This window comes from Microbacterium azadirachtae (assembly GCF_000956545.1).
Lineage (GTDB): Bacteria > Actinomycetota > Actinomycetes > Actinomycetales > Microbacteriaceae > Microbacterium > Microbacterium azadirachtae.
This window is the reverse complement of record NZ_JYIT01000084.1, coordinates 1-13,996: the sequence shown is the minus strand read 5'-3', so window position 1 is coordinate 13,996 and position 13,996 is coordinate 1. Positions and strand designations below refer to the sequence as shown.

At 72.0% G+C, this 13,996-nt stretch carries 13 protein-coding genes; 4 read left to right on the top strand and 9 right to left on the bottom strand.

Translation table 11 applies throughout. The features are described from left to right. Positions 1–35: 35 nt before the first annotated feature. Positions 36–995: a PDDEXK family nuclease gene (locus RL72_RS15095; RefSeq protein ID WP_052674458.1), complete on the bottom strand. Its 960-nt coding sequence runs from the start codon at positions 993–995 to the stop codon at positions 36–38. A gap of 164 nt (positions 996–1,159) precedes the next feature. Next, positions 1,160–1,582: a membrane protein gene (locus RL72_RS15090; RefSeq protein WP_045251702.1), complete on the bottom strand. Its 423-nt coding sequence runs from the start codon at positions 1,580–1,582 to the stop codon at positions 1,160–1,162. A gap of 60 nt (positions 1,583–1,642) precedes the next feature. On the opposite strand from RL72_RS15090, the gene RL72_RS15085 reads away from it, so the two are divergent. Then, positions 1,643–2,707 (top strand): DNA polymerase IV, encoded by a 1,065-nt coding sequence (locus tag RL72_RS15085; protein ID WP_211256071.1) that lies wholly within the window; start codon positions 1,643–1,645, stop codon positions 2,705–2,707. A 12-nt stretch (positions 2,708–2,719) separates the two neighbouring features. Here the strand turns inward: RL72_RS15085 and RL72_RS15080 are convergent, their stop codons facing one another. Next, positions 2,720–3,736: an NAD(P)-dependent alcohol dehydrogenase gene (locus RL72_RS15080; RefSeq protein ID WP_045251701.1), complete on the bottom strand. Its 1,017-nt coding sequence runs from the start codon at positions 3,734–3,736 to the stop codon at positions 2,720–2,722. 87 nt (positions 3,737–3,823) lie between these two features. Between RL72_RS15080 and RL72_RS15075 the strand changes: the two genes are divergently transcribed. Beyond that, a complete protein-coding gene (locus RL72_RS15075) occupies positions 3,824–4,489 on the top strand; it encodes a TetR/AcrR family transcriptional regulator (protein ID WP_045251700.1) in 666 nt (221 codons plus the stop codon). A 12-nt stretch (positions 4,490–4,501) separates the two neighbouring features. Here the strand turns inward: RL72_RS15075 and prfA are convergent, their stop codons facing one another. The 5 genes from prfA to lysA form a co-directional block, all read right to left on the bottom strand. Then, positions 4,502–5,581 carry a peptide chain release factor 1 gene (gene prfA / locus RL72_RS15070; RefSeq protein WP_045251699.1) on the bottom strand — a complete coding sequence of 360 codons (1,080 nt, stop codon included), beginning with the start codon at positions 5,579–5,581 and terminating at the stop codon, positions 4,502–4,504. Positions 5,582–5,622: 41 nt separating this feature from the next. Beyond that, positions 5,623–7,557 carry a transcription termination factor Rho gene (gene rho / locus RL72_RS15065; RefSeq protein WP_045251698.1) on the bottom strand — a complete coding sequence of 645 codons (1,935 nt, stop codon included), beginning with the start codon at positions 7,555–7,557 and terminating at the stop codon, positions 5,623–5,625. Positions 7,558–7,754: 197 nt separating this feature from the next. After that, positions 7,755–8,690: a homoserine kinase gene (thrB, locus tag RL72_RS15060; RefSeq protein ID WP_045251697.1), complete on the bottom strand. Its 936-nt coding sequence runs from the start codon at positions 8,688–8,690 to the stop codon at positions 7,755–7,757. A 19-nt stretch (positions 8,691–8,709) separates the two neighbouring features. Further along, complete coding sequence (locus RL72_RS15055) at positions 8,710–10,029, bottom strand: homoserine dehydrogenase (protein ID WP_045251696.1); 1,320 nt, start codon at positions 10,027–10,029, stop codon at positions 8,710–8,712. Beyond that, positions 10,026–11,474, bottom strand: a complete 1,449-nt coding sequence (gene lysA, locus RL72_RS15050) for a diaminopimelate decarboxylase (RefSeq protein WP_045251695.1) — start codon at positions 11,472–11,474, stop codon at positions 10,026–10,028. Before lysA ends, RL72_RS15055 begins: the two co-directional genes overlap by 4 nt. 139 nt (positions 11,475–11,613) lie before the next feature. On the opposite strand from lysA, the gene RL72_RS15045 reads away from it, so the two are divergent. Continuing rightward, positions 11,614–12,006, top strand: coding sequence for a VOC family protein (locus RL72_RS15045; protein ID WP_045251871.1), 393 nt, complete (start codon positions 11,614–11,616; stop codon positions 12,004–12,006). Positions 12,007–12,118: 112 nt separating this feature from the next. Further along, entirely contained in the window at positions 12,119–13,162 is a 1,044-nt protein-coding gene (locus RL72_RS15040; RefSeq protein ID WP_082072437.1) for a YhjD/YihY/BrkB family envelope integrity protein, read from the top strand. A gap of 1 nt (position 13,163) precedes the next feature. Here the strand turns inward: RL72_RS15040 and RL72_RS15035 are convergent, their stop codons facing one another. Further along, a complete protein-coding gene (locus RL72_RS15035; protein ID WP_428838630.1) occupies positions 13,164–13,805 on the bottom strand; it encodes an LmeA family phospholipid-binding protein in 642 nt (213 codons plus the stop codon). Between the last annotated feature and the right edge of the window lie 191 nt (positions 13,806–13,996).

The window sequence follows — 13,996 nt, the reverse complement described above, 5'->3', positions numbered from 1 at the left end:
ACCGTTTGACGCAAACAGACGGAAGGACGGAAGGGTCAGGTGGCGAGACCGGCACGCACGCGGCGCACGACCTCCCGCGGGGCACGGTAGACGTGCTCGGACGTCAGCCGGACGACGCGCCATCCGGCCTCCGCGTAGGCCTGGTACTTGTCGATGTCGCGCTGGAGCTGCGCACGGGCGAGGTGGCCGTCGCTCTCGTACTCGATCGCGAGCCTGCTCTCGGGGTACGCCAGCTCGCTGCAGCCGAGGAACCGCCCGAGATCGTCGTAGACATCCCAGTCCAGCGTCGGCTCGGGCATCCGCGCATCATGCAGGATCAGGCGGATCTGTGTCTCGGGCGGTGATGCAGAACCGGTGCGGGCGAGCGCGAGCGCGCGACGCAGGGCGGGAGCCCCCGGGCGTCCCTTCCGTTCGGCGAAGGCCGCCAGCTCGGCGCGGGTCGCGAGCGCCGTGTCCGTCACCGGTGCGAATCCTCCGGGATGGCGCGGGATGTGCAGGACGAAGTCGGCGGCCGCCACCAGCTCGTCGTCGGTGAGCAGTCCTCCGAGGCCGGCCCAGGTGCTCGCCGGATCCGTGACCCTGACGCCCCTCGACACCACGGTGCGGACGAATCCCGTCGAGAACTGATGGCCGCGGATCCCCGGTCGCACCGGCGCGGTCCGAGGACGCCAGACGCCGACATGCAGGGCGGGGTCGAGACGGCGCGGAAGAGGAACGCCCCAGTGCAACGCCGCGGTCGGTCCGCAGAAGAAGGCGTGCGCGGGCATCACGGGGAGGTAGTCCCGCAGGATCTGCTCGGCTTCCTCGGCTCGCGTCTGCCACCACGGCCCCGGGTCGAGGACGTCATCGACGGCCGTGCCGAGGCTGCGCGCGCCATGGAACGAGCGCCGCAGAGCCGGATCCCGCAGCCGCCACTCGCTGAGTCCGTGGAGCAGTCCTTCGCGCACGGTGAAGGACGACGGCAGATCCGGCGGGTGCGAGGAGGGAGATCCCATCCCCCGACTCTGACGCAGACCAGGCATCCCCCGCGCCGGTTCTCCACAGGCTCCGTCTGTTTGCGCCGATCCGTGGCGTTAGGGGCCTGAAACCCACGGTTTGACGCAAATAGAGGGAAGGGACGGGGACCGGGGCCGGCGCGGAGCCGGGCCGGCGCGGAGGGTCAGCGCTTCTTCGCGGCGGCCTTGAGCGCGGCCGCCTCGCGCACCTCGCGCTTGATCAGCAGCAGCGGCAGCACGACCGTGCACAGCGCCGTGATGATCCAGACGACGACGGGACCCAGGATCCAGCCCAGGGCGTCGGTGATCCGCAGGCCGCCGATCGGCAGCAGCACGACGATGAGCAGCGCCGCGAACGTCGAGATGATGCCGATCCCGCCCAGGAGCGCCGGCGCGTAACGGTTCGCCATGGACGTGATCCAGGGCGCGAGGAGGCTCTGCAGCACGGTGAAGATCAGCACGCACAGCACGAAGCCCCACCACTTGCTCCACTCGATCGTGAACCCGGTCAGCAGCAGGTCGGCCACGATGAGGCCGATCGCGGACGAAGCCAGGAAGATCAGGGTGCGCGTGAGGAAGAGGCCCATAGCCGGAGCATAGCGCGGGGCGGGTGCCGTTCCGCGGCCGCCCCGCGTACTGTCGGGGACATGCACTGGGTGCTCCATGTGGACCTCGACCAGTTCATCGCGGCGGTCGAGGTGCTGCGCCGTCCCGAGCTCGCCGGCCTCCCGTTGATCGTCGGCGGTCGTGGCGATCCCACCGAGCGCGCGGTCGTGTCGACCGCGTCCTACGAAGCACGGGAGTTCGGTGTGGGCTCCGGCATGCCGCTGCGCATCGCGGCGCGGAAGGTGCCGGACGCCGTGATCCTGCCTGTCGACGCGCCCGCCTACCTCGCCGCGTCCGCGGAGGTGATGGACGAGCTGCGCGCGCAGCCCGGCGCGGTCGTGCAGGTGCTGGGCTGGGACGAGGCGTTCGTCGGCGTCGACACGGATGATCCCGAGGCGTATGCGCGCCGTCTGCAGCAGGCCGTCCTGGATCGCACACGGCTGCACTGCAGCGTCGGCATCGGCGACACGCTCGTGCGCGCGAAGATCGCGACGGGATTCGGCAAGCCGCGAGGGGTCTTCCGCCTCACGGCGCAGAACTGGGACGAGGTGATGGGCGACCGCGGGGTGATCGAGCTGTGGGGAGTCGGCTCGAAGGTGTCGAAGCGACTGCTCTCGCGCGGTATCCGGACGGTCGCCGAGCTCGCCGACGCGCCCGAGGACGAGCTCGTCGCTGAGTTCGGCCCGCGGATGGGGCTCTGGTACCGGGAGCTCGGGCAGGGCGGACGGTCGGCCGTCGTCGACGACACGCCCTGGGTCCCCCGCGGGCACAGCCGCGAGACGACCTATCAGGCCGATCTCACCGATCCCGCGGAGATCGAGCGGGCCGCGCTGGCTCTGCTGGATCAGGTCCTCGACGACGTCGCCGAGGACGGGCGGGGCGTCATCGGGCTGGCGCTCAAGGTGCGCTATGCGCCGTTCACGACGAAGACGTTCACGAAGCGGATCCCGGAGACCGCCGACCGGGCCGTCGTCGTCGACAGAGCCAGGGAGCTCATCGCCCGGATCGCCCCCGACCGGGCCGTGCGCCTTCTGGGCCTGCGCGCCGAGATGGCTCTTCCGGACGACGCGAGGGAAGGACGCACACCGACGCGCGGTGCATGGTGACGGCCTCGCGGATCAGAGGGGTTCGGCGGCGAGCTGCGGGTGCAGCACGAGGTTGCCGGTCTTGCGGCCCGAGTCGACGCGCGCGTGCGCCGCGGCGAGGCCGTCCAGCGGAAGGGCGTCGTCCACGACGACGCGCAGCGCACCGGATCCGACCAGGTCGAGCAGCGTCGTGAAGTCCTCGGGGCGCTGCGGGGCGGTGCCCGTCTTGACCGGACCGCGGGCCGCGATGATCTCGCCGAGGGTCGCTGCGGCGAGCAGCAGTCTCCCTCCCTCGGCGAGAAGCGGTCGTCCTGTCTTCGGGCTCAGCGCGCCGACCGTGTCGAACACGACGTCGAAGCGCTCGCCGTGCTCCGCGAGCGCACGGGTCGGCGTGACCCGGTAGTCGACGACCCGGTCGGCCCCGAGGGATCTGACGAGCTCGGCGTTCTGCGCGCTCGTCACCGCGGTGACCGTGGCTCCGAGGTGCTTCGCGAGCTGCACCGCGTTGGTTCCGACCGCCCCCGCCGCCCCGACGACCAGCACCCGTTCGCCCGGGCGCACCGCAGCTCTGTCGCGGAGGAAGGAGAGCGCGGTGGTGCCGCCGAACAGCACTCCCGCCGCATCGTCGAAGGAGATCCCGTCGTCGATGCGCACGAGCCGGGAGGCGGACACCGTGACGAGCTCGGCGTGCGCCCCCATCCGCGCCCCCGTCATGCCGCAGACGCGGTCGCCGACCGCGAGCCCGGACGCCGGCGAAGTGCCCCCGCGACGGCGCCGACCGACCTCGACCCCCTCGCCGACCGCCTCGACGACACCGGAGAAGACCACGCCGAGCACCGCGGCCCTGGGTCCCCGCAGTCCGAGCGCGAGCCTGCCCGGCAGGGCGAACCCGCGCGGGAAGCGCGCACCGCGGATGCGCGCGTCGCCGGAGTTGACCGTCGCCGCCATGACGCGCACGACCACCTCGCCACGGCCCGCGACCGGATCGGCCACGGTCGCGATCCGCACGACCGACGGCGGTCCGTACCGCTCCACCACTCCTGCACGCATCCTGCCCCCTTACGCCTGTAAGTCTGTGCTCGTCACGATAGCCTTACAGGTGTAAGGAGCGCAACCTGCGCCCGGAACGGAGTCGACATGCCCCCGCGCACCCCGCTCAGCCGTGAACGCATCGTCGCGGCCGCGACGCAGGTCGCGGACGAGGGCGGTCTGGGGGCGGTGAGCATGCGGAGCGTCGGCAGGGCGCTGGGCGCCGAGGCGATGTCGCTCTACCACCACGTGTCCGGCAAGGAGGAGCTGCTCGACCTGCTCGCCGACGCGGCGTTCGCCCAGATCCCTCTGCTCGAGCTCGGCACGCCCTGGCGTGCGGCGATGACCTCGCGCGCCCACGCCATGCGCGCCGTGCTCAAGAGGCACCCCTGGGCGCTGTCCCTGCTCGAGTCGCGATCGCACCCGGGCGAGGCGGTGATGCGCCACCACGACCGCGTGCTCGGGCTGCTGCGCAGCGACGGCTTCGAGCTCGTGCTGGCCGCCCACGCCTACTCGGTGCTCGATGCGTACATCTACGGCTTCGTGCTCACCGAGCTCAGCCTGCCGTTCACCCCCGAGACGGGTCCCGACGCCTTCGCCGAGGGGCTGGAGCTTCCCGCCGCAGACTATCCGCACCTCGCCGAGATGCTCGAGCAGATGGTCGTCGGGCACGACTACGCGTTCGGCGACGAGTTCGACTACGGCCTGGATCTCGTGCTCGACCAGCTGGAGGTGCGGCGGGCGGCTCAGGGCGGACGCCGCCGCGACCAGTGATGAGGAGCGCGGTCAGTCCTCGCTGCCGAGGGCGGCGAGGCGCGCCTCCTCGTCCGCGTGGATCGCGGACTCGATGATCGGCTCGAGCGCGCCGTCCATCACCTGGTCGAGGTTGTAGGCCTTGAAGCCGGTGCGGTGATCCGCGATGCGGTTCTCCGGGAAGTTGTAGGTGCGGATCCGCTCCGAGCGGTCCATGCCGCGGATCTGCGAGCGCCGGGCGTCGCTCGCGGCGGCGTCGAGCACCTCCTGCTGCTTCGCGAGCAGACGGGCGCGCAGCACGCGCATCGCCGCCTCGCGGTTCTGCAGCTGCGACTTCTCGTTCTGCATCGACACCACGATCCCGCTCGGGACGTGCGTGATGCGCACGGCGGAGTCGGTCGTGTTGACCGACTGACCGCCCGGTCCCGAGGAGCGGAACACGTCGATCTTGAGGTCGTTCTGGTTGATCGCGATCTCGTCGGGCTCGTCCACCTCGGGGAACACCAGCACCCCGGTCGTGGACGTGTGGATCCGCCCCTGCGACTCCGTCGCCGGCACGCGCTGCACGCGGTGGACGCCGCCCTCGTACTTGAGGTGCGCCCAGACGCCCTGGGACGGATCCGTGGAGGAACCCTTGATCGCGACCTGGACGTCCTTGTAGCCGCCGAGGTCGGACTCGGTGCGCTCCAGGAGCTCGGTCTTCCACCCCTTCGACGCGGCGTACTGCACGTACATGCGCAGCAGATCGGCTGCGAAGAGCGCGGACTCGGCGCCGCCCTCCCCCGCCTTGATCTCCATGATCACGTCACGGGCGTCGTCGGGGTCGCGGGGGATCAGCAGGCGCCGCAGTCGTTCCTGCGCCTGCTGCAGGTGATCCTCCATGCCGGGGATCTCCGCCGCGATCGACTCGTCCTCGCGGGCGAACTCGCGCGCCGTCTCGAGATCCTCGCCGGCGGCGATCCAGTCGTCATGCGCCTTCACGATGCGGCTGAGCTCGGCGTAGCGCCGGTTGACGCGCTTCGCCCGCGCCGCGTCGGCGTGCACCTCAGGGTCGGAGAGCTCCTTCTCCACCCTGCGGTGCTCGTCGCGCAGCGCCTCGACCTGTTCGAACATGACGACCGGATCCCGGACGATGACTGATCCGCGGACGCGGGTCAGCGGATGCTGTTCTCGGACGCGTGGCTGTGGCCCGTGCCGGAGGCCGGCTTGCCCAGCTGCGCGTTCTGCATCTGCAGCAGGAACTCGACGTTCGACTCGGTCTCCTTGAGCTTGCCGAGGACGACCTCGAGGGCCTGCTGCGGGTCGAGCCCGGCGAGGGCGCGGCGCAGCTTCCAGGTGATCTTGACCTCGTCGGGGCTCAGCAGCATCTCCTCGCGGCGGGTCGAGGACGCGTTGACGTCGACGGCCGGGAAGATCCGCTTGTCGGCGAGGGCGCGCGACAGGCGCAGCTCGCTGTTGCCGGTGCCCTTGAACTCCTCGAAGATGACCTCGTCCATCTTGGATCCGGTCTCGACGAGAGCGGTGGCGAGGATCGTGAGGGATCCGCCGTTCTCGATGTTGCGCGCCGCGCCGAAGAAGCGCTTGGGCGGATACAGCGCCGAGGCGTCCACACCGCCGGTGAGCACACGGCCCGAGGCCGGCGCCGCGATGTTGTACGCACGCCCCAGACGGGTGATCGAGTCGAGCAGCACGACCACGTCGCGGCCCAGCTCGACGAGGCGCTTGGCGCGCTCGATCGCGAGCTCGGCGACCGTGGTGTGGTCCTCCGCCGGGCGGTCGAAGGTCGAGGCGATGACCTCGCCCTTCACGGTGCGCTGCATGTCGGTGACCTCTTCGGGGCGCTCGTCGACGAGCACGACCATGAGGTGCACCTCGGGGTTGTTCTGCGCGATCGCGTTGGCGATCTGCTGCAGGACGATCGTCTTGCCGGCCTTCGGGGGCGCGACGATGAGACCGCGCTGGCCCTTGCCGATCGGGGCGACCAGGTCGATGATGCGCTGCGTGAGCTTCTCCGGCGCCGTCTCCAGGCGCAGGCGCTCCTGCGGGTACAGCGGGGTGAGGGCGGAGAACTCGACGCGGGCGGCCGCGTCCTCCGTGCTCAGGCCGTTGATCGAGTCGACCTTGACCAGGGCGTTGTACTTCTGGCGGCCCTGCTGCTCTCCCTCGCGGGGCTGCTTGATCGCGCCGACGACCGCGTCGCCCTTGCGCAGGTTGTACTTCTTCACCTGGCCGAGCGACACGTACACGTCGCTGGGGCCGGAGAGGTATCCGGTGGTGCGCACGAACGCGTAGTTGTCGAGCACGTCCAGGATGCCTGCGATCGGGATCAGGACGTCGTCCTCGCCGATCTCGGTCTCGAACTCGTCGACGTTCTGGTTGCCGCCGCCCCGGCGCTTGTTGCGCTGCCGGCTGCGGCTGCTGCCGCCGTCCTCGTCGGCGTCGGCGGGAGCACCGCCGCGACCGTTCTGGTTCTGGTTCTGGTTCTGGCCGCCGTTGTTCTGGCCGCCGTTGCCCTGGCCGTCCTGACCGCCGTTGCGGTTGCGGCTGCGCGAGCGCGAGCGGCTGCGGCTGCGGCCGGTCTGCTCCTCGCCGGTCTCGGCGGGCGCCTCGGACGCCTGGTCGGACGCCGCGGCGTCAGCCGGCGCGTCCTTCGGGGCGGACTCGGCCAGCGCCTCGGCGGGAGCGGCGTCGGCCGTCTCTGCCGGAGCGTCCTCGGTCTTCTTCGCACGGCTGCGACGCGGGGCCTTGGCCTTCGGCGCGTCCTCGGAGGGAGCAGCCTCGGCGGCAGGGGCGTCCGCGGCGGGAGCGTCGGCGGACGCGGTCTCGGCCGGAGCCTCCTCGATCTTCTTCGCACGGCTGCGACGCGGGGCCTTGGCCTTCGGCGCCTCCTCGGCCGGAGCGGCCTCAGCGGCGGGGGCCTCGGCGGCGGGGGCTGCGACGACGGTGTCGCCGGCCTCGGCCGCCTTGGCCGCGCTCGCGGTGGTCGCTCGGCGCGGGGCGCGCTTGCGCGGCGCCTTCGGGGCGTCCTCGGCGGACGCGTCGCCGGCCGGAGCCGAGCTGTCGATCTGGGTCTCGGAGATGGTCTCCACGAGTACTCCTCTTGTAAGACGTGGGTGTTCGACGCGCACACGGCAGATTGCCGGGGCGCGACCGCACGATCATGCCGAGAACAGGCTGTCCCCTGCATGCCACCCGGAGAACACGCTCTCGACGAGCTCGGTGACCGGCTCGCGGTGCGGTTTCGGATGCTGTGCGGCTGACGCAGGAAGTGCGTCGCGGGCCGGGATCACGATTGTGACGAAGAACCCTCCGCTCGTTCCCTCACTGTACCACCTCGCACATCGACGGCGACCATCTGCGGGATCCACGGAGTGTCCGTCGCCGTCTCCGCGATGCGGACCGCGTCGAGACGGCTTCCCGGGCCGTCGCAGAGCACGAGGACGCTCGGCCCGGCGCCCGAGACGACGGCCGCGAAGCCCTCCGCCCGCAGTGCGCGCACGAGGCGGTTCGTCTCGGGCATGGCGGGTGCACGGTAGTCCTGATGCAGCCGGTCGTCCGTGGCGTCCAGCAGCACGTCGGGGCTCTGCGTGAGCGCGGCGATCAACAGCGCCGACCGCGAGACGTTGAACACCGCGTCCTCGCTCGGCACGTGCTGCGGCTGCAGGCTGCGCGCCGCCTTGGTCGACATCGTGTATCCGGGCACGAGCACGAGGGGCGAGACTCCGCGGTGCACCAGCAGCTTCTTGTGCTGCGGGCCGCGCTCCCCCGTCCAGGCGATCGTGAGTCCGCCGAACAGTGCGGGCGCGACGTTGTCGGGATGCCCCTCGAGCTCGGTCGCCAGGCGCAGCAGCGCCTCGTCGTCGAGCTCGACGATCCCCTCGAGCAGGCCCTTGGCCGCGAGGACGCCCGCGGCCACGGCGGCCCCGGAGGAGCCGAGCCCCCGGCCATGCGGCACCCCGTTGCGCGCGACGAGGCGGATGCCCGGCATCGCGATGCCGGCGTCGGCGAACACGTGGGCGATGGAGCGGACGACGAGGTTCGACGGGTCGCGCGCGATCTCCTCGGCACCGGATCCGGAGACCTCGATCTCATAGGTCCCCGGCTCGAGCGCGGTGACCTCCAGCTCGTCGTACATGCTCAGGGCCAGGCCGAGGGTGTCGAACCCAGGGCCGAGGTTGGCGCTGGTGGCGGGGACGCGCACCTCGACGGTGCGCCCCGGCATCGGTGCGGCAGCGCTCACGTCACTCCCCCTCGACGCGCAGGACCGACACCACGCGGGTGACGGCCGCGCTGTCGGCCAGGCGGGCGACGGTGTCGCTGAGGGCCTGCTCGGTCGCGCGGTGCGTGCCGATGACGAGGCGGGCGGTCTTGCTGTCCTCGCCGCCCTCCACCGTCTGCAGGGCGGTGGCGATCGAGACGCCGTGGTCGCTGAGGATCCCGGCGACGGTCGCGAGCACGCCCGTGACGTCGGCGACCTCGATCGTGATCTGGTAGCGGGTCGTGATGTGCCCGAACGGCGCGATCGGCAGGCTCTGCCGCGCGGACTCCCCCACGCCGACGCCGCCGGCGATGTGGCGACGCGCGGCGGAGACGACGTCGCCGAGCACGGCCGACGCCGTCTGCACTCCGCCGGCGCCCGCGCCGTAGAACATCAGCGGCCCGGCCGCCTCGGCCTCCACGAACACGGCGTTGTTGCCGCCGTGCACGCTGGCCAGGGGGTGGTCGCGGTCGATCAGCGCCGGGTACACGCGCACCGAGACGGCGTCGCCGGCGGGCTCGGAGAGGCGCTCGCACACGGCGAGCAGCTTGATCACGTAGCCCGCGCGACGGGCGTCCTCGATCATGTCAGCGGTGACCGACGAGATGCCCTCGCGGTGCACGTCGTCGATCGAGACCTGGGTGTGGAAGGCCAGGCTCGCGAGGATCGCGGCCTTCTGCGCCGCGTCGAAGCCCTCGAGGTCCAGGGTCGGATCCGCCTCGAGGTAGCCCAGGTCGGTGGCGATCCGCTGCGCCTCCTCGGCGCTCAGCCCCTGACGGTCCATGGAGTCGAGGATGAAGTTCGTGCTGCCGTTGACGATGCCGAAGATCCGCTCGATCCGGTCGCCGGCGAGCGAGTCGCGCAGCGGCCGGATGATCGGGATCGCGGCGGCGACGGCGGCCTCGTACGACACGGAGGCGCCCACCTGATCGGCGGCCTCGAAGATCTCCGCGCCGTGCGTCGCGAGCAGCGCCTTGTTGCCGGTGACGACGTCGGCGCCGCTGCGCAGCGCCTGCAGCACGTAGCCGCGCGCCGGCTCGATGCCGCCCATGAGCTCGATCACGATGTCGGCGCCGAGGATCAGCGCCTCGGCGTCGGTGGTGAGCAGTTCGCGCGGCAGCTCCGCGTCGCGCGGCGCGTTCACGTCGCGGACCAGGATCCCCGCGAGCTCGAGCGTCGCGCCGCTGCGCTCGGAGAGGTCGGCGCCGTGCGCGAGCAGCAGGCGCGCGACCTGCGACCCCACGGATCCGGCCCCGAGCAGGGCGACGCGGAGGGTGCGGCGGTGGCCGTCGAGTTCCGTCATGCTTCTCCTTCTCCGGTGCGGGCACCGGTGCGCTCCGAGGTCCCGGGGGCGGCGATGCCGGCGTCCCGGGAGAGGAGGTCGGCGAGGGTCTCCCCCCGCACGATCACCCGCGCCTGGCCGTCGCGGACGGCGACGACCGCGGGGCGCGGGGTGTGGTTGTAGTTGCTGGACAGCGCGTGGCAGTAGGCGCCGGTCGCCGGCACCGCGAGCAGGTCGCCCGGGGTGACGTCGGAGGGGAGGTACTCGTGGTCGACGACGACATCCCCGGATTCGCAGTGCGAGCCCACGACGCGCGCCAGCACGGGGGCGCCCGTGCCCTCGCGCGACGCGATGCGCGCCGAGTACTGGGATCCGTACAGGGCGGGACGGGCGTTGTCGCTCATCCCGCCGTCGACGCTCACGTAGAGGCGCTCACCCCGATCACCGAGGGACACCTCCTTGGTGGTGCCGACCTCGTACAGGGTGACGCCGGCCTGGCCCACGACCGCACGGCCGGGCTCGAAGGCGAGGATCGGGATCGGGATGCCCCGCACCTCGCACTCGCGCGCGACGGCGTCGACGATCGAGTCCGCGAGCTCCTCGATGGGCGTCGGGTCATCGGCGGACGTGTAAGCGATGCCGAAGCCGCCGCCGAGGTTGAGCATCGGGAGCTCACCGCCCTCGCGCAGCGCCGCGTGCAGTTCGATCATGCGAGAGGCCGACTCGGCGAAGCCGCGGGATCCGAAGATCTGCGAGCCGATGTGGCAGTGCAGACCCCGCAGCTTCAGGCTGGGGATCTCGCGGATCCGCTCGACGAGCGCGGGCGCGGCCTCCAGCGGCGTCCCGAACTTCTGGTCCTCGTGCGCGGTGGCGAGGAAGTCGTGGGTCTCGGCGTGCACGCCGCTGTTCACGCGCAGCAGCACGCGCTGCACCGCGCCACGGCGCTCGGCGATCGCGCCGAGGCGCTCGATCTCGATCGCCGAGTCGAGGATGATCGTGCCGACGCCGACCGCGACAGCGCGCTCGAGCTCTGCGACGCTCTTGTTGTTGCCGTGGAAGCCGATCCGCGACGGCTTGACGCCGGCCGCGAGCGCGATCTCGAGCTCGCCACCGCTGCAGACGTCGACGCGGAGCCCCTCCTGCGTCACCCACCGGGCGACCTCGGTGCTGAGGAACGCCTTGCCGGCGTAGTAGACACGCGCCTTGGTTCCGTGCGCGGCGGCCGCGTCGTGGAAGGCGCTCCGGATGCGGGCCGCATGGGCGCGCACCTCCGCCTCGTCGAGCACGTACAGCGGCGTGCCGAATCGTGCACGCAGTTCGGCGACGCCCACGCCGCCGAGCTCGAGCTCTCCGTCTGCGTCGCGGCGCGCGGACGCGGGCCACACCCCCGGGGCGAGTCCGTTCGGATCGGCCGGGATTTCCAGCCAGGCCGGAGCGAGCGCGTCGTCGGGCGATGCGGAAAGCACAGGGCACCAATCGTCGTGTGGGACTCGGGTTTCGAGCGCGGCCCAGAGCGGGCCGGGTTCTGAGAATTCTAGAGCACCGCACTGCCCCGACCCGACGGGTGTGACGGCCGCGCGGCACCCGACCTGCTTGGATGTGATCGTGCGCGGATTCCATCATGTCGAGCTGTGGGTCGCGGATCTGGATCGCGCGCGGTCCGAGTGGTCCTGGCTCCTGGACCGCCTGGGCTTCACGCTCGACGCCGCCTGGGAGGACGGAAGCTCCTGGCGGGCGGATGACTCCTATCTCACCGTCTGCGTGCCCCCCGGACTGCGCGGCGAAAGGCATGACCGCAGGCTTCCCGGCCTCAACCACCTCGCCTTCCACGGCGGGTCGAGGAGCGACGTCGACCGCCTGATGGCCGAGGCGCCGGAGCACGGCTGGAACGCGCTGTACGACGATCGGTACCCCCACGCGGGCGGACCCGACCACTACGCGGGCTGGCTGGAGAACAGCGAGGGGTTCAAGGCCGAGGTCGTCGCGACGGAGACGTGAGCATGCACCGAACGTGACGGTCCGCCGCCGTCGGCGCCGGTCACTACCCCATCCCCCCTACCCCGCGTCAAGGGGCGCCGACCTCACCCACCCCTCTCGCTACGCTCGACGCATGGGCACCCGCACCGACTCCGAGCACGCACCGGCAGAGAAGACGCGGATCCAGAAGCGGATCGACGCGATGCTGGCACGCGTGCTGCGCTGGCGGGCGGTGCGCACCTGGCTGCTGTACGCGGAGAAGCACGGCCCCGCCCTGGCGGACGGCATCACCTACCGCGCGCTGTTCAGCGTCTTCGCCGCGGTGCTGCTGGGCTTCTCCGTCGCGGGGCTCTGGCTGTCCGGCAACAGGCAGGCGCTCGCCGCGCTCATCCGGGCCGTCGACGCCGCCGTGCCCGGGCTGATCGGATCCGACGGGCTCATCGACCCCACGACCATCGCGGCGCCGACGGGCCTCTCGATCGCGGGCGCCGCCTCGCTCGTCGGCCTCATCGGGGCGGCTCTCGGCGCGATCGGGTCGCTGCGCATCGCGCTGCGCACCCTCGCCGGCCGCCTGGCCGACGACGTGCAGTGGTACTGGGTGATCCTGCGCAACCTCGGACTCGCCGCCGGGATCGGCGTCGGCTTCGCGCTCTCGGCCGCGGCGACGGTGATCGGCTCGTTCGGCATCGACCGGATCGCCGTCCTCCTGGGCGCCGAGCATGCGGTCGCCGCGGCATGGACGGAGCGGATCGTGTCGCTGGTCGTCGTCTTCGCCCTCGACACCGCGCTCGTGGCGTCGGTCTTCGCCGTGCTCTCCGGGGTGCGCGCCGATGCGAGGACCCTGTGGGCGGGCGCCGCGATCGGCGGCGCCGGCCTGCTCGTGCTGCAGCAGCTGTCGACGCTGTTCGTCCGCAGCGCCTCCGCGAATCCGCTGCTCGCCTCCTTCGCCGCGCTCATCGCGCTGCTGCTGTGGCTCAACCTCTCCTCGCAGGTCGTCCTGCTGGCGGGCGCCTGGATCATCACCGGTGTGGAGGACGGCGAGGATCGCACCTCGGGACAGCCGCGCTCGTTCGCGGAGCGTCGACTGGACCGGGCAGAGCGTCTGCTGGCCGCGACCACGGCCGAACGCGACGCCGCGCGCGAGGCCCTGAAGGCGGAGCGGGGCGGGACTCGCTGACTCAGGACGCCGGGCAGGTGCCGTTCTCGAGCAGCGCAGGATCCGTCGTGATCGCGCTGTCCGCGGTGAAGGTGGCGATCAGCTCCCCGTCCTTCACCCGCAGCCCGCCCAGGTGCACGCCGGCGGGGAGCCGGTCTGCGATGCAGACCTTCTGCGTCGCGAAGAGCGGCTTGAGCGCCGCGCCGAACGGGGACGAGGCGACCGTGTCGGGGTCGACGGTGAGCGCTCCGATCGACGCCGAGGTCGGCGTGAAGGTGAGCTCGCCGTTCTCCGCCCCCGGAGTGAGCGCGAGGGCGAGGGGCACGCTCGCACCGAACAGCGACACCGTGCCCGCGGCCTTCACCCCGGCGCCGTCGATGGTCACCGACTCGATCGGCGTCGACGCGCCCGCAGCAGCCTTGACCGCCGCCTCGAGCTGATCGGCCGTGATGCGGAAGGTGCCGGTGGCGCTGCCGAGGGCGCCGCCACGGATCGGCACGCCCGTCGCGTCGACGTCGACCGCGCTCGTGATCGGCCCGATCGCGACGCTCTTCGTCGACAGATGGACGTCGTCCAGGCGTCCGGCGACGAGCTGCGGCAGCACGATCCCGCCGACGGCGACGTCGAGCTGCTGGTCCGCCGGGAGCTTCAGGGCCGTGATCACCTGGGAGCGGATCTGCTGGGCGACCACGGCGCGCGCGACGAACTCGCCGCCGACCACGATCCCGGCGAGCACGACCAGCACGACGCCGAGCACCCACGGCCAGCGCGCCCGGCGGCAACAACGCCGTGTTCGTGGAGGCCGAGGCGGCCGGGCCGCTGATGTTCTACGGCGCGGGCGCCGGCGGAGTGCAG

Coding starts and splice junctions, on each gene's coding strand:
- RL72_RS15075 (WP_045251700.1), top strand. CDS start 3,824: ATGCCCCCGCGCACCCCGCTCAGCCGTGAACGCATCGTCGCGGCCGCG.
- RL72_RS15040 (WP_082072437.1), top strand. CDS start 12,119: ATGGGCACCCGCACCGACTCCGAGCACGCACCGGCAGAGAAGACGCGG.
- RL72_RS15095 (WP_052674458.1), bottom strand. CDS start 995: ATGGGATCTCCCTCCTCGCACCCGCCGGATCTGCCGTCGTCCTTCACC.
- RL72_RS15055 (WP_045251696.1), bottom strand. CDS start 10,029: ATGACGGAACTCGACGGCCACCGCCGCACCCTCCGCGTCGCCCTGCTC.
- RL72_RS15090 (WP_045251702.1), bottom strand. CDS start 1,582: ATGGGCCTCTTCCTCACGCGCACCCTGATCTTCCTGGCTTCGTCCGCG.
- RL72_RS15085 (WP_211256071.1), top strand. CDS start 1,643: ATGCACTGGGTGCTCCATGTGGACCTCGACCAGTTCATCGCGGCGGTC.
- prfA (WP_045251699.1), bottom strand. CDS start 5,581: ATGTTCGAACAGGTCGAGGCGCTGCGCGACGAGCACCGCAGGGTGGAG.
- thrB (WP_045251697.1), bottom strand. CDS start 8,690: ATGCCGGGGCGCACCGTCGAGGTGCGCGTCCCCGCCACCAGCGCCAAC.
- RL72_RS15080 (WP_045251701.1), bottom strand. CDS start 3,736: ATGCGTGCAGGAGTGGTGGAGCGGTACGGACCGCCGTCGGTCGTGCGG.